Source organism: Nguyenibacter vanlangensis, from assembly GCF_038719015.1.
Lineage (GTDB): Bacteria > Pseudomonadota > Alphaproteobacteria > Acetobacterales > Acetobacteraceae > Gluconacetobacter > Gluconacetobacter vanlangensis.
On record NZ_CP152276.1, the window covers coordinates 1,583,232 to 1,609,117 of the forward strand.

Consider the following 25,886-nt stretch of genomic DNA (forward strand, 5'->3'; position numbering starts at 1 on the left):
GATATTGCGATCCCCGCGGCACTGCTCTAATGAACATATACGCTCTGTATACGATCAAAAACCCTTTCAAGGAAGAGTTTCTTGCCCGAACCGATCCCGTGCGAAAACGAAGGCCGTTCCGTCCGCTTCGTCTTCGAAGGCCGCGCGGTGCAGGGGGCCGAGGGCGAGCCTCTTGCCGCCGTGCTGCGGCGTGCGGGAATCGTGGCCCTGGGCACCTCCCCGCGCGACGGCGCGCCGCGCGGCGCCTTCTGCTTCATGGGCAGTTGCCAGGAATGCCGCGTGCTGATCGACGGCATCCTGTCCTATGCCTGCAGCACCCCGGTGCGGCCGGACATGACGGTCACGCCCTATGTCGCGTCCTGAGCGCGGCGGCGTGGTCGTGGTCGGCGGCGGCGTGGCCGGCGCGACCGCGGCCCTGGCCATCAGCCGCCACGGCCTGCCCGTCACCCTGGTCGACGAGCAGCCGCAGGCCGGGGGGCAGATCTATCGCGCGCCGACGCCGTACGCGCGGCGGCATGTGCCGCCCAATCACGAATTTTCCGGCGGCGACCGCCTGCGCGCCCTGCTGGCGGCCTCCAGCGTCCGGACACGCTTTTCCACCCGCGTCTGGGGCGCCTGGGGCGCGTCGCCCGGAATGGAACTGGACCTGCTCGGCCCGGACGGGATCGACCGGATCGGCGCCCGGGCCCTGGTCGTGGCGAATGGCGCGACGGAACGCTTCCTGCCCTTCCCGGGCTGGACCGATCCGCGCGTCATCGGGCTGGCGGGCGCCAGCATCCTGATGCGCAACGGCGGGACGCTGCCCGGCCGGCGCGTCGTCGTCGCGGGCGCCGGGCCGCTGCTCTTTTCCGTCGCCCATCAGGTGATGGAACTGGGCGGCCGGGTCGTGGCCGTCATCGATTCGGGGCGGCGCGGCGACTGGCTGCGGCTGGCCGCCACCCTGGCATGGGACCCGGCACGCCTGCGCCTGGCCGCGCAGTGGATGACCCGCCTGCGCCTGGCCGGAATCCCGATCCATCATCAGGCCCGCATCGCCGCCGTCCATCCGGAGGAAGACGGACTGTCCATCACGATTTCGGGCACGATTGCGGGCACGGTCGCGGGGACCGGACGGCAGGGAACGCCGGTCCGCCACTACGGCGCGGATTCCGTGGCCTGCGGTCACGGCCTGAAGCCCGCAACCCTGCTGACCCGCACCCTGGGCGCGCGTCACCGCTTCGATGCGGCCGGCGGCTATTGGGAGCCGGAAACGGACCCGTCGGGCCGCACCAGCCGGACGGGCCTCTATGCGACCGGAGACGCCGCGGGCATTCGCGGGGCGGCAGTCGCCCGGCTGCGGGGCCTGATCACCGGCCACGCCGTCGCGCTGGACCAGGGGGCCATCGCCGAGCGGGATTTCGCGTCCCTGACGCGCCGGCCGCGCATGCTGCTGCGCCGGCAGGAGCATGTGTCGCGCAGGATGCTGCCGCTTCTCAACGCCTCCGCATCGCTGTCCCGCGCCATCGCGGACGACGCCATCGTCTGCCGCTGCGAGCGGGTGGAGGCGGCGGCGCTGCGTGCGGCCGTGGCCGCGGGCGCGCGCGACCTCAACCAGCTCAAGGCCTGGACCCGCTGCGGCATGGGCCCGTGCCAGGGCCGCATGTGCGAGGACGGCGCGCGTGGCCTGCTGGCCGCGTCGTGCGGCCTGCCGCCCGAAGAGGCCGGCAGCTTTACGCCCCGGATGCCCTTCTTTCCCCTGCCCCTCGCGGCGCTGACCGGCACGTTCGCCTATTCGGACATACCGCTGCCGAAGGCTGCCCCGCTGTGACCGCGCTTCAGGACTGGCCCGACGGCTCCGTGGACGTCGCGGTCATCGGCGGCGGCGTCATGGGCGCGACCACCGCGCTGTTCCTGGCGCGCGGGGGCATGCGCGTCGCCCTTCTGGACCGGCAGGACCTGTTCCGGGCCGCGTCCGGCGTCAATGCCGGCACGCTGACCCTGCATATGACGCGCGCGCAACTGATCCCCCATGCCATGCGCGGCCGCGAAATGTGGCTGGCCAGCCGGGACTGGCTGGGGGCGGATGTCGGCGCGCTGGCCGCCCCGGGCCTGTCCCTGGCCTTCACGGAAGCCGAGGAGGATTTGCTGCGCGCCCGCGCGCGGATCCGGCGGCAGGCGGGCGCGCCGATCGACATCGTCCCGCCGTCTCGCGCCGCGGCGATCGAACCCGGCCTCAACCCCTCGGTCCGGGCCGCGGCCTATTGCGCGCTGGACGGGCACATCCCCGCCTACCGCGTCGGGCGGGCCTATGCGCAGGCGCTGGCCCAGGCGGGCGTGATGCTGTTCGCGCACCGCGCGGTCGAGGCGATCGTCCCGGACGGCGCGGCCGGCGGATATGCCGTCCACTGCGCGGGACATGCGCGCCCGCTGGCTGCCAGGCGCATCGTGCTGGCGGGCGGCGTGTGGCTGGAGAAGATGCTGGGCTGGTTCGGCCACGCCATCCCCATCCGGTGCCTGGTCAACCAGCTCGCCGTGACCGAAACGATGCCGCGCGTCATGGGCAGCGTCGTCAGCATCGCCAACGGCCTGCTGTCGCTCAAGCAATTCGCGAACGGCAGCGTCCTGATCGGCGGCGGATGGCAGGGCGAGGGCAATATCCATGAAGGCGGCACCCGCGTCATTCCCGAGAACCTGCGCGGCAATCTGCGCCTGGCGCAGCATGTCGTTCCGCGCCTGGCCCAGGCGCAGATCCTGCGGGTGTGGCTCGGCCTCGAATCCGAAACGCCCGATGCCATGCCGCTGATCGGCGCCCTGACCGCCCGCGACGACGCGTTCGTGATCGGATGCGTCCATTCCGGCTTCACCAGCGGCCCGTATATGGGCCGCCTGCTGGCCGAACGCATCCTTGGCGGCGCGCCCGACCTGGGCGCATTCGATCCCCGCCGGTTTTCCCCCTCGCCCAGCCTTCCGGAACACACGCCATGATCCCTGCTTCCGCGACCCCCTTCCGGGGCGTCTACGCCGCGACGCTGCTCCCCCTGCGCGAGGACGGGACCATCGACGCGCCCGGCCTGGCCCGGCACCTGAAGGACTGCACGTCCACGCCGGACATCGTGGGAATCCTCTGCAACGGCCATGCCGGAGAGAACCACCTGCTGGACCGCGAAGAGAAACGTCTCGTCGTCGAGACCGCCCGGCGCGCGATCGGCGCGGAGAAGATCATCGTCTCGGGGGTGCTGTCCGAGGACGTCGCCGAAGCCTGCCGGCATGCCCGGGACGCGGTCGCGGCGGGGGCGGACGCCCTTCTGGTCTTTCCTCCCTTCTCCTGGGCCGTCTCGCAGGATGCCGAGGCGATCGTCGCCCATCACCGCGCCATCTGCGATGCCGTGGACGCGCCGGTCATGCTCTACCAGTCCTCGGTCGGCAGCGGCGGCATGGCCTATTCCCTGCCCATCCTGGAACAATTGCTGCGGCTGCCCCGGATCGTGGCGGTCAAGGAAGGAAGCTGGGAGACCAACGCCTATGACCGCCACCGCACGCTGGCGGCGCGCGTGGCGCCCCATGTCGAGGTCATGGCCTCGGGCGACGAGCATCTGCTGCCCTGCTTCGCCATCGGGACGACCGGCAGCCTCGTCAGCCTCGCGGCCATCCTGCCCGGCAGCATCGGCAGATTGTGGGCCGCCGTCCAGGCCGGGGACCTCGGCACCGCCCGCCGGATTCATGCCGCCATCCAGCCCCTGGCGAACCTGATTTACGGCCGCCCGCCCGCCGGCCGGGCCACGCTGCGCCTGAAGGCCTGCCTGGTCATGCGCAAGAAATGGTCCTCCTGCCGCACGAAGAAGGCCGCGGACGTCCTGTCCGAACAGGAATGGCGGGAATTGTCGCAGGCACTAGAATGCGCGCTGGCAATGGAACTGGAATGTGACTGACAGCATGGTAGCCGAACGCGAACTCAATCTGGCCGAACTGGCCTACGGGCAGATACGGCGCATGATCCTGGAACGGGAACTGCCCGGCGGCATGTCGGTCGTCGAGGGGCGGCTGGCCGACCATCTCGAAATTTCCCGCACCCCGGTCCGCGAAGCCCTGATGCGCCTGGCCGCCGAGGGGCTTCTGACCAAGCAGGGATCACGCTCGTTCGCCGTCCGCCGCGTCTCGGCCGCCGAGTTCTTCCAGAGCATGCATATCCGCGAGGTCCTGGAAAGCGAGGCGATCCACCTGGCCTTCGGGAAGATCGACCGCAGCCGTATCGTCGATCTGCGCGGCAAGGTCATCGCCCTGGGGGAATGCCCCGACCAGACGGCCGCGCATTGGCAACTGGATGACCAGATCCATCTGATGTTCGCCCGCGCCTCGGGCAACATCGTCCTGACCAAGACCATAGACGAGCTGCGGACGCTGACGCGCCTGTGCGAGGTCACCTATCCGCTGGGGCGCGTACCGGCCTCGACCGTCGAGCATCTGGCCATCCTCGACATGCTGCTGGAAGGCGATGCCGAAGCCACCAGGACCGCCATGCTGACCCATCTGCGCAACGTCGCGACGGACTGCATGGACATTCTTCGCGGCGGCTAGAGCATCATCCGACCGGATGGGCGCATCCGGTCGGATAAAGATGCTCGCCCAAAACAATAAGCTAGAGCCATATCCGTGAACCGGTGTGAACGGATATGGCTCTAGTGTCCTGATCCTGATCCAGTGTCCTGCCCCGACTTTCCAATGCCAGGAGCCTTCTCATGACTTTCGACGTGGTCATCCGCAACGGCACCATCGTGACGGCCGGCGATGTCTTCACCGCCGATATCGGCATCACCGGCGAGACGATCAGCACGATCGGGCAAGGCCTGTCCGGGCGCCAGGTCATTGACGCCACCGGTCTGCTGGTCATGCCCGGCGGCATCGACGGCCATTGCCATATCGAGCAGGAAGAGGCCGACGGTACCGTTCACGAGGACGATTTCGCGTCCGCCAGCGCGTCCGCCCTGCTGGGCGGGACGACAAGCGTGGTATGTTTCGCCTCGCATGTGCCCGGACGCGGCATGGTCGAGCAATTCGAGGCCTACCGCCGGCGCGGAGGCCGTTCGCGCGTCGATTTCGCCATCCACCAGATCGTCACCCGCACCGATGCCGGCACGATCGAACAGGATATTCCCGAAATCGCCCGCCAGGGCGCCGCGGGGCTGAAGGTCTTCATGACCTATGACGATTTCCACCTCACGGACGGACAGTTCCTGCGCGTTCTCGACGCGGCGAAGGCCGGCGGCCTGATCGTTTCGGTACATTGCGAGAATTACGACGCGATCCGTCACGTGATCGACGCCCACCTTGCGGCCGGACGGACCGACGCCCATGCCCATGCCACCTCCCGTCCACCCGGACTGGAGCGCGAGGCAACCTATCGCGCCATGGCCCTGGGCGAACTGGTGGACCATCCCATCCAGATCTTTCACGTCTCCTGCCCCGAGGTCGCGGAGGAGATTGCGCGCGCCCGCCACCGCGGCGTCAAGGTTTCCGCCGAAACCTGCCCGCATTACCTTGCATTGACGGAAAACGATCTGAAGCGGGACGGCTTCGAAGGATCGAAATATATCTGCAGCCCGCCGCTCCGGACGCAGGCCGATCAGGACGGCATGTGGAAATATCTGCGCGAGGGCGTGATCGGCATCGTCTCGTCCGACCATTGCGGCTACACGTTCGAAGGATCGAACGGCAAGGCGCGCCATGGCCGCGACGCGGATTTTTCCCTGATCCCGAATGGAATGCCGGGGCTTGGAACACGTATGCCGGTTCTGTTCCATACCGGTGTCAATAGCGGCCGAATCAGCTTGACCGATTTCGTACGCCTGACCGCGACGGCGCCTGCCCGGCGCTACGGCCTCTATCCCCGCAAGGGCACGATCGCCCCGGGCAGCGACGCGGACCTGGTGCTGTGGGACCCGGCACGACAGGTCAGGATCACCAACGATTTGTTCCAGGGCAATATCGACTATACGCCCTATGAAGGCCTTCACGTCACGGGCTGGCCCGTCATGGTCATGGCGCGCGGCGCAGTCGCGGTCCAGCACGGCCAGTTGCTCCGCGCGCCAACGGCAGGCCGTTTTCTTCGCCCCGAACACCCCACAGCGCATCCTGCCAACGATTGACGCAATAAAACGAGATCCCTCTTTCTTGTTGATACCATCTGATCATAATCGAGGATTGTTTCGACGAGAAAAAGAAACATTATTGTTTTTGATATCGATGCCACGTTGACGGACAGCGTAAGCGCACATCAGCTTGCATTCGAATCCGCTTTGCGGAACTTCCAGTTTCCTGATCTTCGAACCGAATGGAGCAGCTATAGGCATCATTCCGATAGTGCGTGAGCCTGTGGCCGCCGCCGAGAACGCAAGCGCCGGCCGCGCGAGATGGTCGCATGCATCCAGCGCGGCGACGTCCGTCATAAGATGCGTCAGGATATCAAAGGCTTCCTGATGCGCCTCCCATTGCTGGAGAGCGAGCCCGTCCGACCCGAGCCGTTCGAAGATGGCCTGGATTCGGTCCGCATGATCGGGGTGGTTGGACAGGCTGGTGATCCAGGCCCGGATGCACCAGAGCACGGTCCGTTCCAGCTCGGGCAGATCGGCCTTATGGGCAGTTGTGCCGGATCCCGTCATGACGGCACGCCGCACCGGGCATCCCCCGCCCATCTGACACCCCTATTGTCCGAAACCGGCCAGGCGACCGTCAGACCGGCCGGATCGGCGCCGCGCAGACGCATGAGGCGCAAGGCCGGGGCCGGCAGCGGCGGCGCCGACAGCCAGTGTCCGCACCCCGCAAGACTGCTCGCCAGCGTCGTGACGGCTTGCGCCAGGACCGTGCGCACGCGCGGATGAGGGGCAAGCTTGCACAGGAAATTATCCACCAGCCCGTCCTCTTCATCCTGCGCCGCGCCCGTCGCCTGCAGCAGGCGACGCTCATGGCGCGTGGTTTCGACTGCGCCAGGTTGCGCCACGACCAGCCCCGCGCCCTGCCATTCCAGCATTGCCGCATGAGCGCTGCGGAAGCGCGCGCCGATCACTGCCAGCTCGCTCTCCCAGACGGTGATTTTCCGCTCCGACAGGAGGCAGGTCCGCGACCCATGGAAAGCATGCCGGACCGCACCGACGGTTTTGGCGGCAGCCTCGTTGGCGAACGGATCATATGCGAGCGTGATGGTCATCGGCCTGCTCCTTTGCGGGTGCCTTGCTTCTCGACCTCAATATTAAGAATGACTCTCAATTGCAATAAGGAACATGATCATGCCATCGTGATGGTGCGGTGCGGGAGGCCGATGATCGCCGGTTCCTGCAGCGCCCTGTCCCATACCGAGGTGGTTGATGACCTAATCTGTTTCGTGTTCCCGGCCGCGTATGGCGAACTGCAAACCCGCGCTGCTCACGACGACGACGACCACCTTTGGTGGATCGTGCATTGGTCGTATGCGGTAGATATCGCCATCACCGAAACAGGGCCCCGCCGGAAACGGACGGGACTTTTTTTGTGATTCCCCGTTTGTCTCCGGCCTTAAGAATTATTGGCGGGCGATTACATCTCTGGCATCTGCAAGAAGATGCGCCCGGAATGGTCTTTTGGCACGAACGCGGTTATGTAATCTACCGCGTTCTGGAGGACTATATTCGTCGGGAAATGCGTCGTTTAGGATATAAAGAAGTCTAAATCTGCCTTTCGAAAGCTGCCATACTCACACGCAACCACGCGGCAAAATGGATGCGAATGAATATTTCAGATGGCACTTTATTTGTCCGCATTTAACCGCATGCGCGCGTGCTGGAGCAGCCCAAGATCTTTTCATCATCATGCGATGATGATTTTGCGGTGCTGTGAAATGCTCCGACCGCCTTCACCACACCATAAAGGAGCAGTGCGATGCCCAGAACTTCAAACGGCTCCGGCCATCTTAAATGGACCAGCAAGCCGAAGCAGGTAGCGAACACCATCTCGGTTGTCAGTAGTTGGCCCGCAAGCGCCATGGGTAGCCGCTGTGAAGCAACAGTCCAAGCCCAAGCGCCTCCGATTGATGCAATAATTGCCAACATGAACGCAGGTAGATATAGATGAGCAATTGCCACTGAGCCGAAGCCAAGATTTTGAGCATTGAAGAGGCCGAGACCATGGCCGATTGGCAGGAAGAGCAGGGTTTCAATGCTCCCACCAATCATCATCATTGCCGTCCAAACCCACGCATTCATACTTGGTCGCTTGCTCAATGCTCGTTGATTGGCGATGCCAAACCATGTCCATAGTGCGACCGCTCCTATAGCGGAGCACGTTCCTATGACGTGCGACGCATTCCACTCACCGTTGAATTGGATCAGACTACTTGCGTTGACGAGCAACAGACCTATTACAGCCAGCGTGAAGGGAAGCCGCAACGCGGTCCATGAAATGCTTGAACTATAGGCATTCCCGGCGATAGCGAGGACTATCGGGACCAGCCCCAGGAACGCTGGTGGAATGATCGGTCCAGCATACACTGCCGCAACCATCACCGTAATGAAATAGCCGACATATCCGATAAAACCTAAACCGGCCGTTGCGATCCAGTCTCCTTTTGTCAGCCCGCGACACAGGTCACGATGCAGAAAAAGAACTATGGCGCCTATCATTCCAGAGAATACGAATCGCGTAGCTGCCAAATCTCCAAGCGAGTAATCTCCGATAAAAAATGGTGCGACGAAGTTGAGCGACCAAGTGAAAGCTGCCGCTACAGCGGCTATCACTCCAACCTTTAAGTACTTATTCATTTTTTTCCTTCGGCCGAGTTCACCATGCTATGGAGGAGCTGAACACCAGGCGGCAATTCATAGTGCGGCATATCCGTATGAAGGGAAGATAGAACGAGGTATAGGCGTTGCTATTGGGATCTGCCTTCGATTGGACGTCGAAGATGTAGCCGAAGTTACTCGCCCGCACGACGCCGATTCGTTTGTAGTAGAACGCTTCGTCCGAGCCGATCAGTTCATCCCAGGACGCGTCCGGCATAGTGAGATATGCAGGCTGGATTGTCGCGACATTTTCGGCCGAGCTTGGGGGCGCTGGCGTGTACGTATAGCAATGCGCGCGCAGCCACCCCGGATGAAAACGGCTCTGATGGTGCGCGGCCGAATCGGACTTGTCGGCCTCGTCCCACGTAACCAGCAGCGCACCGCTTCCATCGATTGCGATTTCCAACGGCCGGATAGATTCCGGTATCGAGAGCGGTCGGACAATACGTTCCCGGGCTCTGACATGCCGGGAGGAAGGATGGGGGCAATTTTCTCGCAACCATCCGTAGTGGAAGCGGCTGACGTGGCCATCCTCCCAGGTGATGACGACTTCGCTATCGTCAGCCGTCGCCTCAACGATCTGATGCCGATTGCCATAGGGGCGAAGGTCGCTCATGTCGGCCGGCTCGATGGTCGCCGGACAGGAGAGCCTCTCATTGATAGCTTGAATGCCGGTGCAATTCGATTTCGTCACGCTTTGATTGAGCATGATCATCTCCTCGTATGGTTGCATCGGGAAGCTGCTTCGCGATCTTCACTTAGGTTGAAATCAAATGGTATTCGTGATCTTTTTCCAGCTATTGTGAATTCCAGGAACAAGTGGAGATGCACATGGACCACCACTCCGACATGGCAATCTATGTGAAGGTGGTCGCGACCGGCGGCTTCTCCGCTGCCGCACGAGATCTCAAGATGACTCACTCCGCGATCAGCAAGAGAGTAAAGCGCCTGGAAGAGCGTTTAAAAACACAGCTCATAATAAGAACGACACGCGGCATGACTCTTACTGAGGCTGGGGAGCAATATTTTCATGAGGCAAAGCGAATAATTGAAAATATAGAAAGCCTTGAGGATGCTGTTGTTAATTCGTCCGGTACGCCGCGGGGGCAACTCCGCGTCTCGGTTTCGAACGCATTTGGAAGACAGCAAATCGTTCCGGCGGTCGTTGACTTTATGAAACTCTTTCCTGACGTAGCTGTCGATTTGACGCTCACGGACAGAGTTGTCGACCTAAAGGAGGAACGTGTCGACGTCGCTGTCAGAAGCGGCGTTTTGAACGATTCCGGCCTGATCGCCAGAAAATTGGCGTCAAATGACCGCATCATCTGTGCGTCTCCTGCATATCTCATGCAGTATGCTCGTCCGGCGCAGCCACAGGATCTGGCGAACCATGTGTGCCTGAAGTTGAATTTTCCTAGTAAGTTCGACGAATGGGAGTTTCGCGGAACGAAGAATAGAAAAATGAAACCGGGTGGTTCGTTCGTATGTAACAGCGTCGAAGCTTTGCATATGGCATGTCTCGCCGGGATTGGGATTGCCAGACTGCCCGAATTCCTGCTTGGAGCGGATCTCTCCAGTGGGCGGTTGATCTCGTTGCTGGACGATGTGAGGCTTCCAACAGGATCGAACATCTATGCCGTTAGACCAGCCGGAACTATCGTACCGGCAAAGTCCAGAGCATTTATTGATTTCTTGGTTGCACGCTTCATGCCGAGGCCCCCGTGGTATGTTGGCGAGGGGTGAAGCGCTGCGACCACAGATAACTTTAACATCTTTGACAGGATCAGAAATGTCAGCCCAGCGGCCCGGCACCCGGTTGCGTGCCGGAAGAATGCGGCCTTTACCTTGTAGCATTGCCGACCATAGCGCCTGGAGCTGCCGATCGGTCTATTTTGCTGTTCGGCTATCAAAGTCCGGGTCACGCCGGCGGACAGCATTATACATCCTGCCTGTTAATTTCTACTGAGAATTAACCTGGGCTTTTCATCGAGAACTGACCCGGCCTTTGGTTACCCCTGGAGGGTATTATGCACATTGGATCATCTGTGTGGCGTGTTTGGACATGTATCCGACGAGTGCGATGACGTGGAAGCCAGCGAGCGTGGTTGCGTATCTTTCGTCGTCCTTGACCAGTCTGCGGCACGCGTTGGTGGCGTCGGGAATGCTGATCCGCAGTTGCGCGGCGAACAGATAGATCTTTTCCAATGGATTGATGCCGCGCAGATCAGCGGGAAGGCTATCAGGATCGAACTGGCGCATGGCTCTCTCCTGTGATGGCGCGCAGCCGGGGTCGCGCGCCATCCCTGTTGCTTATGATGTGATTCAGGCGCCGCCGGGCAGCGGTGCGAGCGGATTGACCAGACCGGCCTTGCGCAATTCGCGCCAGAAATCCTTGGGCACCTGTTCCGCCAGCGCTGCGGTGTCCTCGGCGATGCGGCCCGGGCGGCTGGCGCCGGGGATCACCGCCGCCACTGCCGGATTGGCCAGCGCGAATTGCAGTCCGGCGGCCTTCATGCTGATGCCATGGACATCGGCCAGCGCCTTGATCGCCGCCACCTTGGCCAGGATTTCGGGCGTGGCGGGCGCATATTCGAAGTTGGGGCCGCCCGCCACGATCCCCAGACCGCGCTCTGCCACCATCGGCATCAGCCGTTGCAGCGCGCGATCATGGTCGAGCAGCGTGTAGCGCCCTGCCAGCAGGAAACCGTCGGGGCGTGGCTCGTCGAGCTCCAGCAGCAGCTCGATGGGCTCCACGCGGTTGACGCCCAGGCCCCAGCCCTTGATGACGCCCTCGTCGCGCAGCCGGTCGAGCACCTTGAAGGCGCCTTTGCGCGCGCTTTCGAACATGCCGAGCCAGGCATCGCCATAGAAATCCTGCGCGACGTCATGGACCCAGACGATGTCGATATGATCGGTGCGCAGGCGCTTCAGACTGTCCTCGATCGAGCGCAGCGTGGCGTCTTCTGAATAGTCGTTGACGATGCGGTTAGGGCGACCGTAGCGGAAGACATCGCCCTTCTCGCCCAGATCGCGCGCACTGACATCCTCGATCTCGTCGAGGATCAGACGGCCCACCTTGGTGCTGATGACATAATCGCCGCGCGGCTTGTCGGCCAGCGCCTCGCCCATGCGGATTTCGGCCAGGCCGGCGCCATAGAAGGGGGCGTTGTCGAAATAGCGGATGCCGTTGTTCCACGCCGCTTCCACCGTGGCTTGCGCCTCGGCCTCAGGAATGTCGCGGAACATGTTGCCGAGGGGCGCGGCGCCGAAACCGAGCTTGCTCGGCAGAATATCCTTGAGAGCCATGGGTGTTGTCCTTTCTTCAGGCCACGAGCAGCGGAGTGAGGGCTACAGCCACGCGATCGGCCAGATCGCCGACGCGTGAGAGATAATGCTGGAAATGCGGCGTTGCGCGATGGGCGTCATTGGCCTTCGCATCGACATAAAGTTCGTCCAGCACGAAGCGGGCCGGGTCATTCTGGTCGATCCACAGGTCGTAGCGCAGATTGCCGCTTTCGGCCCGACTGGGGGTGATGAGCCCTTCGAGCAGGGCGCGCAGCTCAGCCGCCTTGCCCTCGCGGGCGCTAAGAATCGCCATGACTTTGACGTGACTGGACATGATGCCTGCTCCTTTGTTCTGCGGATTATCGCCGGGGCGCTGTCGTAGCGCCCCGCCGGTCATTCTGGTGGTCATGCGGTGGCCAGATGCCGGTTGAGCGCTGCCACGAAGCGAGCGGCGATCTGATGGTCAGAAGCCGGGTTCTGTCCGGTGATCAGCTCGCGGTCCTCGACCACATGGGGTGCGAAATCGGTGCTGTTGGTGATCACCTCGCCGCCTGCTGCCTCAAGCGCCGAGGGCATGTCGAAATGCATCTTGGCATGCAGGATATGGTCCTCGACCACCTTCTCCTCGCTCGCCGAAAAGACGGTCATGCGGTAACCGGCATAGGGCCAGCCCTTGGCGAGGTCCCGTGCCTTCGCCTTGTCCCCGACGATCAGTGAGGCACGGAAGGCCGGGGCCTGGTCCATGGCGGCGGTGATGGCGATCGGGCCGTGGCAGAGCAGGGCTGTGGGCTTGGCTTGCCCATGGGCATGGCGCAGAATCGTGCCCAAGTCGGCGTCCTGCATCAGATCGACCACCGGGGCTTGACCGCCCGGCACGAAGATCCCGGCGTAACTCTCCAGCCCTTCCTCGATCACCGAGCGAAGGCTGCGCACCGCATTCATCGCGGGATGTTCGGCCCAGAAGGCTTTGGCCGCGGCATAAGCAACTTCGTCACCCCCGAAATGCTGGGAGGAATCGGAGGCCGGATCGATGTGCGGCTTGGTGCCCTGCGGTGTGGCCAGTACGATCTCATAGCCCGCAGCCAGAATGGCCATGGCGGGCACCACGGTTTCGTTGAGATACTGGCCGGTGTTGCCCCAGCCGCCCTGGACTTCGATCCGCGTGGCGTTGGACCCGACGACGAGAACTTTACCCTTGGTCATGTCAGCCTCCGATGCTGCGTGTCATTGTTGACGCAGCCAGAATGCTCGCTTCCAACACATTCCAGAACTTTATTTCTGTTATTTCAGATATCATCATGGCATTATAAGTGATGCGCTATGACCTGAACTTGCTGCCGATCTTCGTCGCCCTCTTCGAGGAAAAGAGCGTCACCCGCGCCGCCGAAAGGCTGGGCATGACTCAACCGGCGATCTCCAACGCGCTCGCCCGGCTGCGCGCCATGCTGCAGGACCCGCTGTTTATCCGCGAGCGCTATGGCATCCAGCCCACGCCGATCGCGCTGGAACTGGCCCCGGTGATCGCCGAGGCGCTGGCAAGGCTGGACGATGCCGTGTTGGGCCAGCAGGAGTTCGACCCCGCCACCGCTGAGCGGCATTTCACCATCGCCCCCAACGGCTATGCCGAATTCGTGCTGGTGCCCGCGATCGTGGCGCGTTTGCAGAGCATCGCCCCGGGCATCCGTTTGCGGCTGACACCCTATGGCAGCGATCTGGCCGAGACCGGCGTCACCTCGGGCACCACGGCGATGGTGCTGGGGCGCATCACCGATCCGCCCGACAATCTGGTGGTGCAGCATCTGATGGATGAGGGGCTGGCCTGCGTTGTGCGTACCGGCCACCCAGGCATTGGCGAGACCATGTCGCGGGCCCAGTTCGAGGCGCTGCGTCATGTCAATGTTGTGCCGCCGGGACGCCTGCGCGCAGGGCTGTTTCAGGCCCTGGCGCAGCAGCGACTGAAGCGCGACGTGGCATTGTCTGTCACCAATTTCTTTGCCGTGGCCGAAATGGTGGCCGTCACCGATTACTGCGCCACACTGCCCGCGTTGATCTGCCGCAGGCTGGCACATGATCCAAGGCTGCGGGTGTTGCCCGCGCCGGTCGATCTGGGCAGCTTTCCGGTCGAGATGGCTTGGCATGTGCGTTATCGCCATGATCCGGCCCATCGTTGGCTGCGCGCCACCGTCGCGGGGATCATCGCTGAGATCCAGGCCGGGGCGCGCAAGACCGACGTTTGAAGCCATGGTGGGAAAGCCGGCCGGGCGCCGGGCCCGGCCTGTGCCCTTTACTTCTTCGCCGTGGCGGCGGCTTCGATAAAGGCGGCTACTTCCTATCGCCGCGTAATTTGCCCAAACCGGTCCCCGCCAATCCCGGGGCGGTTCAGTCTGGGGTGCCGGAGGCGTCCGGCACGGCAGTTACCCGGGCCGGGCGGGCGGCGGCGCGGCGGCGCATGTCCCACATGACGCCGCCGGAGAGCGAGAAGAAGAACAGGGCGGCGCCGGCGAGGCCGACGGCGGTGCGCCACAGGCCGGCGATGACGGCGGGGCCGGCCAGTTTGGCCTCGTGTAGCCTGTGCAGCCACATGAAGGTCAGTTCGCCCGTGCGCTGCCGGCCAGGATCGCGGATGAAGCGCACCGTGTCGGCATCGGCATCATAGCGCACGGTGGCCGGGCGGTTGGGGCCGTAGAGGGGCAGGATGATAGTGAAGGATTGCTCGGCCGGGCGGGCGCCCAGGCGGGCCGAGGTCAGTATTGCGTCGGGCATCTGGGCCCGCACGGCGGCCATGGCGGTGTCCAGCCCCTGCTCGCCGGGGGCGGCGGGCGTGTGGTCGGCATGGTGCGTGCGCGTGTGGGCCGGACGGTCGCCGCCCTGGACGCCGAAGAGGGGGCGGGCGAAGGGGAAGGCCAGGATCGTGCCGCTGAGGGCCAGGAACAGCGTCATCCCCAACGTCCAGAAGCCCAGGCTGAGATGAGTTTCGCGCCACAGGCGATACCCCCTGGCCCGGGGGGAGACGGTGATCGTGCGGCGCCATTTGCCCGATGCCCACAAGGCCGGATGCGGCCACCACAGGACCAGCCCGGTAATGGCCATCACGCTCAGCAGCACGCCCATCACGCCGGTCGCCTGCTGGCCGTAGGGCAGCAGCAGCAGGTCGGCGTGCAGATCGTGCAGCACGCGCAGGATATGCGGCACGATGCGGGTGCGCAGGATTGCGGCGTGGGTTGGGTCGACCATCACCTCGAATTCAGGGTGGCGCTCGCCGGCCCGACCGAAGGCGACGACCGCGCTGTCACCCGGCCAGCGTGGCGGGTCGAAACGCAGGGGCAGCGTGCCGGCGGGGGACGCGGTGCGAGCGGCGGCGATCATGGCCTCGGCGCCGACACCCGCCGGCGCGGTCGTCGCCCCGGGGGCCGGAACGGCGGGACGGCCTGCCAGCAACAGCGGCAGGACCACCAGCAGGAACCCGGTCAGACCCTGCAACGCGAACGGCAGGATCAGGGCCAGCCCGATCCAGCGATGAATTTTCCGAAGCATGCACCACCATGATAATGCGAATCATTCGCATATAATCGGACAGACAAGATTCACGCAAGATGTGCGGCCCGCCGGCGTCCATTCGGATATGACGTCGGCAAGCCCATGGCGGTGGATGCGGGTAAAGCCCATGGCGGACCTGATGGCCGCATGGCCTTCAGGTCCGGGCGCCAGGGCCGGGTGATCCGGCGTGGTTCACTGGTGGGTGTGTCTGACCGGACGTCATAAGGGCCGATGGCGGCCGGCGGGTCCCTGCCCTGGTCTGCACCGTTTCGACGGCTTAGCCGCTGGCATAACCGGTATCGGCCAGGATGGTTCATGGCAGGCAAGCGGCGTGACGAGGGCATCGATTCCGTGCTGACCGTTCCGGTCGGGGCCGAGGTGACACGGGCCTTTCAACACGGGCTTGCATACACACCGTCACCGCCGTTCGATATCGGCCCGAGACGGCTCCGGCGGCGATCCTGGTGTGCTGTCGTGCGGGACTTGCGCTACGTCCCGCCAGGCGCGAAACGCAGGCACGCGGCGCCACAGCCTGCCTGTTCGTCAGGTTCTGAACCCGAAGGTCCGCCAATGTCCCGCCCGCCGTTTCCGCCCCTCGAGACTGAAACCGCTGCGCTGAAGGCGCGTCTGGCCGAAGATGCGGTACGCTGCACCTATAATGGTACGACAAGACGGGCCAGTAGTTCCGTTCCCACGGCCTGAAAACTGGGAGCGGCGACGTGCTTGCCGAACCACTCTGCGGGAGTCCAAAGGACTGGTATTTATGAATTATATTGCAGCTTGGAATGAATGGGGAATCGGCGCTCGCAAAATTTCTCAACTATAGTTTAAATATTGATCTCACATATATAGTTTATGTTGAAATAAATAATCCCTTGATGCAACAAAAATTTTGTTTCATTCTACACCCCTTGGTAGTGGGGGGTGTCCTGTGGCAGATTTTTACCGTATGCCGGCGTTTGCTACGTTGGCTGTGAGTGACATCGAGAAGTCGGTTAAGTGGTATCAGACAGCTCTCGGCTTTAGTCTTGTATTCACGATGCCTAGTGCTGATGGAGGAAAACACCTTTGTCATCTTAGGTTATCAAAATATGCCGATATTATGCTAGTTAGTCGTCCGACTTCGGTTTCTGGAAGCGTTCCCAACGGGGTAATATTTCTTACTTTCGCGCTGTTCAATGAAAGTGTTGATGAGGTCGCTGAACGACTGTTGCGCCTAGGTGACACTCGGTTCGAAGGTCCCTTCGATCGACCTTGGAATGCAAGAGAGATTATCATTACAGATCCTGATGGATTCAAGATTGTGATGACGGCTCCGATCGACAGCACTAGCACTATAGATGATGTCGTAGCCTCGGTTCAGGCGCTCACCACCCATCAGTTTTTATGGAGTCTGGATTGACGTGCTGAATCTGGCTGTGATTCAAGGATTCTGCCCTTGTGAGGAGCGGATTTGGCATGACCCCGGCTATTGTGGAAATGGCGGCTGGCATTGCGGCGGATTTGCAGCGTCGGTTGCCTGGACAGCGCAAGACCCAGCGTGACAAACTCGCGCTGCTTGTCGCCACCATGCTGGACGTTCGCAGCGCCAATCTGATGGTGTTGGCGGCTTCGTTGCCGCGCGCGGCAGAACGAGCGGACATGCGTTACCAGTGGATCGCTCGGTTCATCGACAACCCCCTCGTGGTCTGTGATGAAGTCATGGAACCGTTTGCGCGCGAGGTGCTCACCAAGGCCGCCGAAGACGGGCGTGTGGTGCTGATCATGGACCAGACCAAGGCCAATGACCGCCATCAGATCCTGATGCTCTCGCTGCGTTTTGGCGAGCGCGCGTTGCCGCTGGCCTGGCGGGTCGAGGCGACGGAAGGGGCGATCGGGTTCGCTGTTCAGAAGGACCTGCTCCAAGCGGTTGCCGGCTGGCTGCCTTCCCAGGCCGAGATTTGCCTGATGGCGGATCGGTTCTACGGCACGCCGGATCTGATCGCGTTCGCCATCGCCCGAGGCTGGGGTTATCGGCTGCGCGTGAGGTCCAATCTGCGGGTCGCCGCGGGCGGCCACAAAACCTCCCTGGCCGAACATGTCACTGACAAGCGTCCCTATCTGACCGACGTCGCGCTCACCCATCGGCGTATTGTCACCAATATCGGCATCATCAACGCGCCCGGCCATGCCGAGCCGTGGATCATTGCGATGTCCGACACCCCCAGCTACCTGACAACACTGGATTACAGCGCACGATGGGGCATCGAGCCCATGTTCTCCGACTTCAAATCGCGCGGCTTCGGTCTCGAACACAGTCAGTTGCGTTCCCCCGAACGTCTCGGCCGGTTGGTGCTGGTGATGAGTATCGCTTTGTATTTCGCCGTCTCCACCGGCCTGTGCGACGCACAAACCAATCCATCAGCGGACGAAAAAAAGCCCCAGACGTCAACCCGCGAACATGAGCCGCAGCAGGCTCTCCTGGTTCACGCGCGGCGTCCGGCGCATTGTCAGGCTCCTCCAGTTCCGCAAACCAATGCCGCCATTATGGGCATCCGGATGAAACTGATGGGTGGTGAGGTTCAGGCGTCTAATTCAACTGGTTCAACAAGCACGTAGCTAATTCGGAAGGGTGCACGGCAAATCTTACGAACGACGTATATGAGCAAAGGTGGAGAGTTCGGAAAATCCAGTACTTGTGAATGCATTTCTGTAATTTCACGCTTCACTACCTGACTGGGGAGGGTGGAATGAGACAGCCTGGGTTCTTTGAGGTTGATGAATGACTTGCCCGTTTGTGCGGGCCGGGTGAGCAGGCACGAAGCGTTCTCCCGAACAGTGGATTTTGAGGTGTTCCGGCCTGATCACCCTGTCCGATTTTCCGGGGCCACCTCTGTGGGGAGCGGGTCGGTGCCCTCGCTCAGGATAGCGAGATACCTCCGATAACTGAATACGCGGCCCCGTTTGCGGCCGGTGACTTCTTCGACGATGTCGAACCGCTCCAGATCAGCGAGCGCCGCATTGACCGTAGGGGCCGACAGGCCCGTCTGGTGAACGAGCTGGGTGGCCGTTAGATACGTAAGCGTGAGCTGATCCCCACATAGCATTTGTTCGGTTGCTGGGCGGATGATGCTGTCGATTTCCGCAGGGTGGGCGACGGTCATGACACACGATGATTTTGGCAACGACGGTTTCGAGCCAGATATTTCAACTACCACTGGTATTATTGATAGTCATATGACGGGTCGTAATGACGGTCATATGACCAGTTCTTACGGGGCTGGACCGCGCGAGGAAATTGAAATCCGGCGCCGCGTCATCCGTCGTCGTCGCTGGAGCGATCAGGAAAAGGTTCGCATCCTCGAAGAGGCCTTTGCGCCGGGAGCAAGCCGCAGGGCTGTCGCGGAACAGTATGGGATCGCGCAAGCCCAGCTTTATATATGGCGCAAGCAGTTGATGATGTTTCCTGCCGCCGAGGGATTTATGCCGGTTCATGTCGGGGGCTTGGCGATGACGGCACGGCAGCCGGGCGCGTCGTCGCCTGTGGCGGCTGTCGAGATTGTTCTGCCGAACGGCATCAGCATCCGGACGGGCACGACGTTTGATCCCGACGCGGTGTGTCGGCTGGTTCTTGGCCTGGGACGGCCATGATCTGGCCATCGGGAGAGGTCAGGATCTGGCTGGCCTGCGGGGTGACAGACATGAGACGCGGGATCAACTCCCTGGCGTTGCAGGTGCAGACTACATTGGGCCGGGATCCTCACGATGGATCGATCTACATTTTCCGTGGGCGCAAAGGCGACACGATAAAAGTTTTGTTTTGGGATCGGCAGGGCATGTGCCTTGCGATGAAACGCCTTGAATCCGGGAAGTTCGTGTGGCCCCAGGCCAAAGATGGCTCGGTGTCCCTGACGACGGGTCAGATGGCGATGCTCGTTGAAGCCATCGACTGGCGCGCCACGGCCTGGACGGCAAGGCCGCAAGTGGTGGGGTGATGATGCGGTTTTTCTTGTACTGATCCCTTGCCTCCCTTACGATCGGGTCATGTCCGACCCCACGACAGATCCTGCTGAGGAATTGGCTGCGTTACGTGCCGAACTTGCGGCGACCCGTGAGGCTCTGGCCCGCGCGGAGGACAAATGCACGGCCCTGCAGTTACAGATCGAGCGCACACGGGAGCAGCTGGCCCTGATGCGGCGGCAGAAATACGGGCAGAAATCCGAGCGTCACCAGAAGGAGATGGACCAGCTCGAACTGGTGCTCGACGAATTCGAGGAGACGCTGGCCGAGGCCAGTGCCGAACGGGCGGCCCGGGAACGCGAAAAGGGCGAGACATCCACGCCACGCCGCAAGGCCATCCGCCGCCCGCTGCCCGAGCACCTGCCGCGCGAAGTGATCGAACTGGCGCCGGCGGTCGTGTGCGACTGTAGACGATGCGACCCCGAGCGCCTGGTGCGCATCGGCGAGGACGTGACGGAAGTGCTGGAGAAGATCACGGCGCCGCTGAAGGTTTTGCGCTATGTCCGCCCCCGCGTGGCCTGCCGCTCGTGCGAAAAGATTTTCCAGGCGCCTGTGCCGGATTTACCGATCGAGAAAGGGCGCGCCTCCGCCAGCCTGATTGCAAGCGTGATTGTCGCGAAATACTGGGACGGCCTGCCGTTGCATCGTCAGTCGGCGATCCTCGCACGCGACGGCGTGGAGATCGATCGCAGCACGCTCGCCGACTGGATCGGACACGGCGCGTGGTGGCTGGAACCGCTGCGGGATCGCATCCAGGCCTACGTCATGAACCGCGATGTCCTGTGGACGGACGACACCCCCATCAAGGTGCTGGCGCCGGGGCGCGGAAAGACGAAAGAAGCGCGGATCTGGTGCTATGGCCACGATCCCGCCACCTGGGGAAGCAACGAGCCGCCGGCGATGTTGTATTGTTACAGCGCCGACCGCAAAGGTGAGCGGCCTCGAACCCATCTTGAGCATTATGCCGGCTGGCTGCACTCGGACGCCTATGTGGGATACGAAAAACTGTTTGGCAACAAGGGCGGCAAGCCGTCACCGATCCGGCCGGTGGCCTGCATGGCCCATGCGCGCCGCTACTTTTTCGATGTCTACGCCACACAGCCGGCCCCTTGGCCGAAGAGGCTGTGGCCCGGATCGGTCTGCTCTATGACATCGAACGTGAGATCGGAGGACTGCCGCCGGAACAGCGCCTGGCCGTCCGGCAGGCCCGGGCAGTTCCCATCCTGAAGGATTTCCATACCTGGGCAACGGCCCAGAAAGCACGGGTCTCCGGCAAATATGCTCTGGGCAAGGCGTTCCGTTACGCTCTGACGCGCTGGGATCGCCTGTGCGCCTATACGCTCGACGGCCGCCTCTCCATCGACAATAATTTCTCCGAACGTTGTCTCAGAAATATTGCGGTGACACGGAAGAATTTTCTGTTTCTGGGATCGGACCGGGGTGGAGAGCGAGCCGCGATCTTCTATACTCTCCTGACCACGGCAGCCCTCAACGGGCTGAATCCGGAACGCTGGATGGCTGATGTAATCGACCGCCTCGCGCGTGGGCATCCGATCAACCGGATCGACGAACTTTTACCCTGGAACTGGTCGCCACAGGCAAAGCAGAAACCCGCCTGAAAAGGCTTGATCCTGGCTGCCGGGAATGCTGCGCTACTACGCAGCATGCCGCCACAGACAAGACTCCCTCCCTATCTGCGTCAACTCGAACGCGTCCTCGCACGGCTCGAGACAGCCATGCTGTTGAGCGAACTGGACGGGTTCCTCGCCGGCGTCATCGTCTGTCCTGAGATGATCCTGCCCTCCGAATGGCTGCCCGTGGCGCTCGATCCCGACGAGGAGGGGGATCCTGTTCTCGAACACGAGAACGATGCTCGGTTGATCCTGCGCCATTACAACGCCGTGCTAAGGGATCTCGATCGCGGGCGTTATGCGCCTCTGTTCGATATCGACACAAGGCATGACGAAATACTCTGGGAACTGTGGATCGAGGGGTTCGAGCGCGCCATGACGCTGCGGCCTGAAGCGTGGGACAGCTTTTTGCTCGATCCCGACGAGGCGGTGCTCCGGGCCCTTGTCGGTCTACGCAAGCTCGTCGCCATGACCGATGCCCCAGCCGACAGCAGCGATGAACTCGGCGCCCTGCTGACGGAGACCGCGCCGGATCTCATCCCCGACTGGGTGCAGACACTCCATGCCGAGCGCCTGTCAAATTCCATGGACCACTTCTCGAACGCACCAGCCCTGTCGACAAAGGTCGGCAGAAACGAGCCCTGCCCCTGTGGCTCCGGCAAAAAATACAAGAAATGCTGCGGCATGAACTGAGCCAATCCAGCCCATAGAATGATGGAATGCAAGCGTGGGGATCAGCTCACGCTTACTTAGATACGGGTTCTGCTGAAACAGATCGTGGATGCGCAGCGCCGAGCCGGCCCGGTCGCTCTCCACCGTGATGCGCTCGCGGTCTTGCTTGAACAGTTCGACGATCCGGGTGGCCGCGTCGAACGCCCGATTGGCAGTGTCCGCGACGCCCGTCAGGAAGAAGTCGAGCCAAGCTTCCCACGCGCCACGTTCGCGCACTTCCTGTAGCAGGCGATAATAGTCGGTGCGATGGGTTTTGAGATAGAGGCTCAGATAGAGCAGCGGCTTGCGCAGTACGCCGTTGACGCAAAGATACAGCGTGACCAGCAGGCGGCCGTGTGCCGCCGATTCAGCCGGCCAGTGTCGCCAGAACTGGGCCATGCCGAAGATGATCATGGTCGACCAGATCCTCATAACCCAGCGCAATCCCCGCAACGCGCGGTAGCACCAGTGAATGAACATCATGCTCGACAAGGTGGGAGGCGCGGGCATCCGTGAAACACCGGGCGAAACGCTCCGTCAAGCCGAGCGCCCGGTCCGCCGCCCCGAGCAACTGCGCGCCCGCGTCCGAGATGATCGTCCCACCCCCAAAATCCGCAACAACCTTGCGTCCGGAGACCTCTCCATATTTCATACGGCCTGCGCTACACTCGGTTTGCATCGGGTCTCCGATCTCGTTCGAATATTTTCCTTTTCTAACAATAACTTTCTCCGATTTCAGAGCCCGGCGCCTATCCGTGTGAGATATCCGGGTTAGAACGCTTCGTCCTGCACCACGCGCGCAGCGTGCGCCAGAAAACCGGACCATTGGAGCGCGCCAGCGGACTCAGTGATCAGGTCCTGGCGAATTTCCACCAGACAGGCCGGAATGCCGCGCGCATCACCATGCACCGGCACGGCATAGTCTTCGTCCACCTTGATCTGATAGGGATTGTTTTCCGCTACCTCGCTCCCGGAACTGGCGGAAAGCGCACGAATGAACGCCCGCCCATACGCGCCCGCCTGGCCGAAGAGAATACCCGCCGGCCATGGCCTACGCTCACCCTTGAAGACAGGCGTGAAGCTGTGAATCCCCACAAGCAACGTCCGTTGCCCAGTCGCCGCGCGACGATTGAGACATTCGCCGACCAGATCATGGAATGGATGGAACCAGCGCCTTTGCCGCTCCTGCCGCGCGTGGGGCGAGAGCGCCATATTGCCCGGAATCTCCGTCACCTCGCTGGATACGGGGATGGAACTGTCGCTATGCAGGGGCCGATTGAGGTCGATCACCAACCGGGACACCTTGCCCAGCACGAGGGGGGCGTCCAGATGCTCGGCAAGGGACAACGCGACCTCCCGCGCACCGATATCCCAGGCAATATGGCGTAGCCGCTCATCAGGCGGCAGACCCAGCTCACCATATTCCGCCGGAATGAATGACGAGGCATGTTCGCACAGAAGCAGATAGGGTGAGCGTCCCGCGGGATTGACGATCTGTACGGCCTCGGCCGCCGACTGGTCATGCGTTTCCGCCGGGTATTTCTTGCCCATTTTTGTCCTTACGATCTTTTTCAGGTGACCGGATGCACGATGCCACTCGGCGGCATCAGAATATCCCGTACCTGTCGCGCGTCTTCTCGATGTCTTCCAGCCGTTCACGCACTCCGAACTCCGGGTCGGCCATCATGGCGGCCAGCAGCGTTTCGATCTGCACCAGCCCAGGGATCAGTGTGTCGAACGGCGAAACCGTCTCGATCGGCGCACTCAGCGTCACGTCAGCGAAATGCGCGATCGGCGATTGCCACATGTCGGTAAAGAGAACGATCCGCACCTTGCGGTCTCGCGCAGCCTTGGCGAACTCCACCACATCGGTCTGGTAGCGCCGATAATCGAAGACGGCGAGCGTGTCGTTCTCCGTAAAATCAGCCAGCAGGTCGACCAGATCGGCCGGCCCGCCATCTATATGAAAGACACCCGACCGGGCCTGGATCAGGTGGCCACGCAACAGCGCGGCCAGATGTTTGCTCGACCGGCCCCCCAGACAATGGATATAGCGCCGCCGCCGCCCCAGCAGGTCCATCGCCGCGCGAAAGGTCGGCGGCAGATAGCTGTCGCGCATGGCGGTCAGGTTGGCGACAATCCCGTCGATGAACAGATTATGCACATTATCGGAGCGAAACGCCTCCGCATCCTTGCTCCGCAGCATGTGCAACGGGGACAGGCGGCTGGTATCCAACTCGCCCAGCATCGCCTGCTTCATCTCCTGGTAGCTGTCGAAGCCAAGCTTGGCCACCGCGCGCATCACCGTCGGATCGCTGACATGCGCCTGCCGCGCCAGGGCCGACATCGGTCCCATCACCGCCAGCGGATAATTATCGATCAGAATCTGAACGACTTTCAGTTCGGAGCGTGTAAGGTCGGCGCTCCGGGCGATCAACTGGTCCCGAATTGACATGTTCTCGTCCGCTCATTTATCCTGAAGACCACATAGTTCCATGATACTGTAAGCCAGAACTTTAGTCGTCTCAGTAATACTTTCGACAATGACGTGTTCGTCTATGCCATGTGCATTGTCGCCCGAACACCCGTAAATCGCGCAGGGAACACCATGGGCCGCGTAATGGGCCGCATCCGACACCGCGATAAAGCCGGTCACGTCCGTTTCCAGCCCCAGTGCACTTCTTCCCCCGGCCAGCGCACGTACCAGCAGGTGGTCGACTGGCGTATTCATCGGTTCGAAATGCAGGCCACCGAGTTCCCAGATCACCTGCGGGGGATGCGCGCGCAACCAGTCATGGCTCTGGGCGAAACGATGGATGAACGCCTCAAACGCGGCCCGTATATCGGCCGTCCGCTCGTGGGGCAGGAATTTCAGGTCGATATCGATGGCGCAGCAATCGGGCGTGATCGCCGGGTTCTCCATCATCGTCGGCACGCCGTTCGGACCGGGAAAGGCCCCCCCGCGAATGACACCGGCATGCAGCGTATTCATGCCCGGCGGCATCAGCGGATGGCTCTTCGTCATCGCCCAGTCACGTTCCAGTTCTCCCAGTGCCATCAGGAAGCGCGCCGCCAGGTCAACCGCATTGACGCCCGGCGTGCGCAACGCCCGGTCCGCCTGCGGATAGAGCGAGGTATAACGCCAGGCAGAGTGGGCAGCCCGGCCGGGAATGACAACCCGCACCCATTCCAGTCCGCCTTCGGCCGGCATGATGCGGCCGAAGCTCGTCTCGGTGATGATACCGGCACGGCATTTCGGGAAGCGCGCGGCCGCGTCGATGGCACCGAAGCCACCGGCTTCCTCGTCCACCACGCAATGGATATCAACCCGCCCGCGCGGCCGCACGCCCGCCTTGAGCACGGCACGCAATGCGGCGATCATGGCAACGACCCCGCTTTTCATGTCCGTGGCGCCGCGTCCCCATAAGCGTCCGTCGTGAAGATCACCCGAAAACGGGTCCATGGACCAGCGGGCAGCCTCGCCGGCCGGGACCACATCGATATGCCCGTTCAGCATCAGCGAGGTCTCATCCTCGCCCGGCAGGCTGGCGATCAGGTTCGGACGGTCCGGGAAGACATCGTAGCGTTGCGTCCCCAGTCCAATGTCGTCCAGCAGCGCGGCCAGATAGGCCTGCACCTCCGCTTCGCGGTTCAGACCCTCTTGATGCTGGAATTTCGGATTGACCGAAGGAATGCGGACGATCGCCTGCGTATGACGGATCGCCCAATCCCGCTCTGCGTCGATCACAGCGCAGACTGTCTCGAAAACCTCCCGCATCGGACCTCTCCCATCGAAGGCAGCGACCCGAACCGGAATCGGTCCAGTATCCTGCCGCGCCACATAATGTAAGATATCACACATTTTCCAATTTGATGTCTATAACGAAAATATATTGACATCGTACCAATCCCTGCGCCATCGTCCACGGCATGAACA

Annotated in this window: 30 protein-coding genes and 2 pseudogenes; 16 read left to right on the forward strand and 16 right to left on the reverse strand. The window is 62.3% G+C overall.

Annotated elements, in window-relative coordinates; translation table 11 throughout:
• Window positions 1-81 precede the first annotated feature (81 nt).
• The 6 genes from AAC691_RS07185 to hydA all read left to right on the forward strand — a co-directional run bounded on the left by AAC691_RS07185 (window position 82) and on the right by hydA (window position 6,122).
• Window positions 82-363 carry a (2Fe-2S)-binding protein gene (locus AAC691_RS07185; RefSeq protein WP_342629507.1) on the forward strand — a complete coding sequence of 94 codons (282 nt, stop codon included), beginning with the start codon at window positions 82-84 and terminating at the stop codon, window positions 361-363.
• Window positions 350-1,807, forward strand: a complete 1,458-nt coding sequence (locus AAC691_RS07190) for an FAD/NAD(P)-binding oxidoreductase (protein ID WP_342629508.1) — start codon at window positions 350-352, stop codon at window positions 1,805-1,807. The genes AAC691_RS07185 and AAC691_RS07190 overlap by 14 nt, the downstream gene beginning before the upstream one ends.
• Window positions 1,804-2,964, forward strand: a complete 1,161-nt coding sequence (locus AAC691_RS07195; RefSeq protein WP_342629509.1) for an FAD-dependent oxidoreductase — start codon at window positions 1,804-1,806, stop codon at window positions 2,962-2,964. Before AAC691_RS07190 ends, AAC691_RS07195 begins: the two co-directional genes overlap by 4 nt.
• A complete protein-coding gene (locus AAC691_RS07200; protein WP_342629510.1) occupies window positions 2,961-3,908 on the forward strand; it encodes a dihydrodipicolinate synthase family protein in 948 nt (315 codons plus the stop codon). Before AAC691_RS07195 ends, AAC691_RS07200 begins: the two co-directional genes overlap by 4 nt.
• Window positions 3,901-4,554, forward strand: coding sequence for a GntR family transcriptional regulator (locus tag AAC691_RS07205; RefSeq protein ID WP_317135270.1), 654 nt, complete (start codon window positions 3,901-3,903; stop codon window positions 4,552-4,554). The genes AAC691_RS07200 and AAC691_RS07205 overlap by 8 nt, the downstream gene beginning before the upstream one ends.
• Before the next feature lie 161 nt (window positions 4,555-4,715).
• On the forward strand, window positions 4,716-6,122 hold the full coding sequence (gene hydA, locus AAC691_RS07210; RefSeq protein ID WP_342629511.1) for a dihydropyrimidinase: 1,407 nt from the start codon (window positions 4,716-4,718) through the stop codon (window positions 6,120-6,122).
• Window positions 6,123-6,164: 42 nt separating this feature from the next.
• On the opposite strand, the gene AAC691_RS07215 is transcribed toward hydA, so the two are convergent.
• Window positions 6,165-6,635, reverse strand: a complete 471-nt coding sequence (locus tag AAC691_RS07215) for a hypothetical protein (RefSeq protein ID WP_342629512.1) — start codon at window positions 6,633-6,635, stop codon at window positions 6,165-6,167.
• Window positions 6,632-7,180, reverse strand: coding sequence for a hypothetical protein (locus AAC691_RS07220; RefSeq protein WP_342629513.1), 549 nt, complete (start codon window positions 7,178-7,180; stop codon window positions 6,632-6,634). The genes AAC691_RS07215 and AAC691_RS07220 overlap by 4 nt, the downstream gene beginning before the upstream one ends.
• A 111-nt stretch (window positions 7,181-7,291) precedes the next feature.
• On the opposite strand from AAC691_RS07220, the gene AAC691_RS07225 reads away from it, so the two are divergent.
• Complete coding sequence (locus tag AAC691_RS07225) at window positions 7,292-7,504, forward strand: hypothetical protein (protein WP_342629514.1); 213 nt, start codon at window positions 7,292-7,294, stop codon at window positions 7,502-7,504.
• Between the two features lie 265 nt (window positions 7,505-7,769).
• Here the strand turns inward: AAC691_RS07225 and AAC691_RS07230 are convergent, their stop codons facing one another.
• Together AAC691_RS07230 and AAC691_RS07235 are read right to left on the reverse strand one after the other, a co-directional pair.
• Window positions 7,770-8,765, reverse strand: a complete 996-nt coding sequence (locus AAC691_RS07230; protein WP_342629515.1) for a DMT family transporter — start codon at window positions 8,763-8,765, stop codon at window positions 7,770-7,772.
• Between the two features lie 19 nt (window positions 8,766-8,784).
• Window positions 8,785-9,495 carry a gamma-butyrobetaine hydroxylase-like domain-containing protein gene (locus AAC691_RS07235; protein ID WP_342629516.1) on the reverse strand — a complete coding sequence of 237 codons (711 nt, stop codon included), beginning with the start codon at window positions 9,493-9,495 and terminating at the stop codon, window positions 8,785-8,787.
• A gap of 122 nt (window positions 9,496-9,617) precedes the next feature.
• On the opposite strand from AAC691_RS07235, the gene AAC691_RS07240 reads away from it, so the two are divergent.
• The gene (locus AAC691_RS07240; protein ID WP_342629517.1) at window positions 9,618-10,529 is read left to right on the forward strand and encodes a LysR family transcriptional regulator; all 912 of its coding nucleotides are present in this window, start codon (window positions 9,618-9,620) and stop codon (window positions 10,527-10,529) included.
• Window positions 10,530-10,811: 282 nt separating this feature from the next.
• On the opposite strand, the gene AAC691_RS07245 is transcribed toward AAC691_RS07240, so the two are convergent.
• The 4 genes from AAC691_RS07245 to AAC691_RS07260 all read right to left on the reverse strand — a co-directional run bounded on the left by AAC691_RS07245 (window position 10,812) and on the right by AAC691_RS07260 (window position 13,274).
• Window positions 10,812-11,045: a hypothetical protein gene (locus tag AAC691_RS07245; protein WP_342629518.1), complete on the reverse strand. Its 234-nt coding sequence runs from the start codon at window positions 11,043-11,045 to the stop codon at window positions 10,812-10,814.
• 63 nt (window positions 11,046-11,108) lie between these two features.
• On the reverse strand, window positions 11,109-12,092 hold the full coding sequence (locus AAC691_RS07250) for an aldo/keto reductase (protein ID WP_342629519.1): 984 nt from the start codon (window positions 12,090-12,092) through the stop codon (window positions 11,109-11,111).
• A gap of 16 nt (window positions 12,093-12,108) precedes the next feature.
• The gene (locus AAC691_RS07255; RefSeq protein ID WP_176640573.1) at window positions 12,109-12,405 is read right to left on the reverse strand and encodes a putative quinol monooxygenase; all 297 of its coding nucleotides are present in this window, start codon (window positions 12,403-12,405) and stop codon (window positions 12,109-12,111) included.
• 71 nt (window positions 12,406-12,476) lie between these two features.
• The gene (locus tag AAC691_RS07260; RefSeq protein ID WP_323991875.1) at window positions 12,477-13,274 is read right to left on the reverse strand and encodes a type 1 glutamine amidotransferase domain-containing protein; all 798 of its coding nucleotides are present in this window, start codon (window positions 13,272-13,274) and stop codon (window positions 12,477-12,479) included.
• Between the two features lie 110 nt (window positions 13,275-13,384).
• On the opposite strand from AAC691_RS07260, the gene AAC691_RS07265 reads away from it, so the two are divergent.
• On the forward strand, window positions 13,385-14,308 hold the full coding sequence (locus AAC691_RS07265) for a LysR family transcriptional regulator (protein WP_342630166.1): 924 nt from the start codon (window positions 13,385-13,387) through the stop codon (window positions 14,306-14,308).
• A gap of 142 nt (window positions 14,309-14,450) precedes the next feature.
• On the opposite strand, the gene AAC691_RS07270 is transcribed toward AAC691_RS07265, so the two are convergent.
• Window positions 14,451-15,605: a PepSY-associated TM helix domain-containing protein gene (locus AAC691_RS07270; RefSeq protein ID WP_342629520.1), complete on the reverse strand. Its 1,155-nt coding sequence runs from the start codon at window positions 15,603-15,605 to the stop codon at window positions 14,451-14,453.
• A 21-nt stretch (window positions 15,606-15,626) separates the two neighbouring features.
• Window positions 15,627-15,921: pseudogene (locus AAC691_RS07275) on the reverse strand (hypothetical protein); the annotation flags it as partial.
• 618 nt (window positions 15,922-16,539) lie between these two features.
• Between AAC691_RS07275 and AAC691_RS07280 the strand changes: the two are divergent.
• On the forward strand, window positions 16,540-17,010 hold the full coding sequence (locus tag AAC691_RS07280) for a VOC family protein (protein WP_342629521.1): 471 nt from the start codon (window positions 16,540-16,542) through the stop codon (window positions 17,008-17,010).
• 56 nt (window positions 17,011-17,066) lie between these two features.
• Window positions 17,067-18,044, forward strand: a pseudogene (locus tag AAC691_RS07285) (transposase); the annotation flags it as partial.
• Window positions 18,045-18,451: 407 nt separating this feature from the next.
• Here AAC691_RS07285 and AAC691_RS07290 read toward each other — a convergent pair.
• A complete protein-coding gene (locus AAC691_RS07290; protein ID WP_342629522.1) occupies window positions 18,452-18,751 on the reverse strand; it encodes a hypothetical protein in 300 nt (99 codons plus the stop codon).
• Here AAC691_RS07290 and tnpA point away from each other — a divergent pair.
• The 5 genes from tnpA to AAC691_RS07315 are packed head-to-tail and all read left to right on the forward strand — an operon-like array spanning window position 18,750 to window position 21,931.
• Window positions 18,750-19,238 (forward strand): IS66-like element accessory protein TnpA, encoded by a 489-nt coding sequence (gene tnpA / locus AAC691_RS07295; RefSeq protein ID WP_342629523.1) that lies wholly within the window; start codon window positions 18,750-18,752, stop codon window positions 19,236-19,238. The two genes, AAC691_RS07290 and tnpA, sit on opposite strands and share 2 nt — an antisense overlap.
• Window positions 19,235-19,582 (forward strand): IS66 family insertion sequence element accessory protein TnpB, encoded by a 348-nt coding sequence (tnpB, locus tag AAC691_RS07300; RefSeq protein ID WP_070402454.1) that lies wholly within the window; start codon window positions 19,235-19,237, stop codon window positions 19,580-19,582. Before tnpA ends, tnpB begins: the two co-directional genes overlap by 4 nt.
• A gap of 49 nt (window positions 19,583-19,631) precedes the next feature.
• The gene (gene tnpC / locus AAC691_RS07305) at window positions 19,632-20,834 is read left to right on the forward strand and encodes an IS66 family transposase (RefSeq protein WP_342629524.1); all 1,203 of its coding nucleotides are present in this window, start codon (window positions 19,632-19,634) and stop codon (window positions 20,832-20,834) included.
• Window positions 20,732-21,226 (forward strand): transposase, encoded by a 495-nt coding sequence (locus AAC691_RS07310; RefSeq protein WP_342629525.1) that lies wholly within the window; start codon window positions 20,732-20,734, stop codon window positions 21,224-21,226. The genes tnpC and AAC691_RS07310 overlap by 103 nt, the downstream gene beginning before the upstream one ends.
• A 6-nt stretch (window positions 21,227-21,232) precedes the next feature.
• Window positions 21,233-21,931: a UPF0149 family protein gene (locus AAC691_RS07315; RefSeq protein ID WP_342627626.1), complete on the forward strand. Its 699-nt coding sequence runs from the start codon at window positions 21,233-21,235 to the stop codon at window positions 21,929-21,931.
• Here AAC691_RS07315 and AAC691_RS07320 read toward each other — a convergent pair.
• The 5 genes from AAC691_RS07320 to AAC691_RS07340 form a co-directional block, all read right to left on the reverse strand.
• On the reverse strand, window positions 21,815-22,363 hold the full coding sequence (locus AAC691_RS07320) for a hypothetical protein (protein ID WP_342629526.1): 549 nt from the start codon (window positions 22,361-22,363) through the stop codon (window positions 21,815-21,817). The genes AAC691_RS07315 and AAC691_RS07320 overlap by 117 nt on opposite strands.
• The gene (locus AAC691_RS07325) at window positions 22,317-22,601 is read right to left on the reverse strand and encodes a transposase (RefSeq protein ID WP_342629527.1); all 285 of its coding nucleotides are present in this window, start codon (window positions 22,599-22,601) and stop codon (window positions 22,317-22,319) included. The genes AAC691_RS07320 and AAC691_RS07325 overlap by 47 nt, the downstream gene beginning before the upstream one ends.
• 119 nt (window positions 22,602-22,720) lie before the next feature.
• Window positions 22,721-23,608: an N-formylglutamate amidohydrolase gene (locus AAC691_RS07330; protein WP_342629528.1), complete on the reverse strand. Its 888-nt coding sequence runs from the start codon at window positions 23,606-23,608 to the stop codon at window positions 22,721-22,723.
• Window positions 23,556-24,404 carry a MurR/RpiR family transcriptional regulator gene (locus AAC691_RS07335; RefSeq protein WP_342629529.1) on the reverse strand — a complete coding sequence of 283 codons (849 nt, stop codon included), beginning with the start codon at window positions 24,402-24,404 and terminating at the stop codon, window positions 23,556-23,558. Before AAC691_RS07335 ends, AAC691_RS07330 begins: the two co-directional genes overlap by 53 nt.
• Before the next feature lie 12 nt (window positions 24,405-24,416).
• Window positions 24,417-25,727: an ArgE/DapE family deacylase gene (locus tag AAC691_RS07340; RefSeq protein ID WP_342629530.1), complete on the reverse strand. Its 1,311-nt coding sequence runs from the start codon at window positions 25,725-25,727 to the stop codon at window positions 24,417-24,419.
• Window positions 25,728-25,886 lie beyond the last annotated feature (159 nt).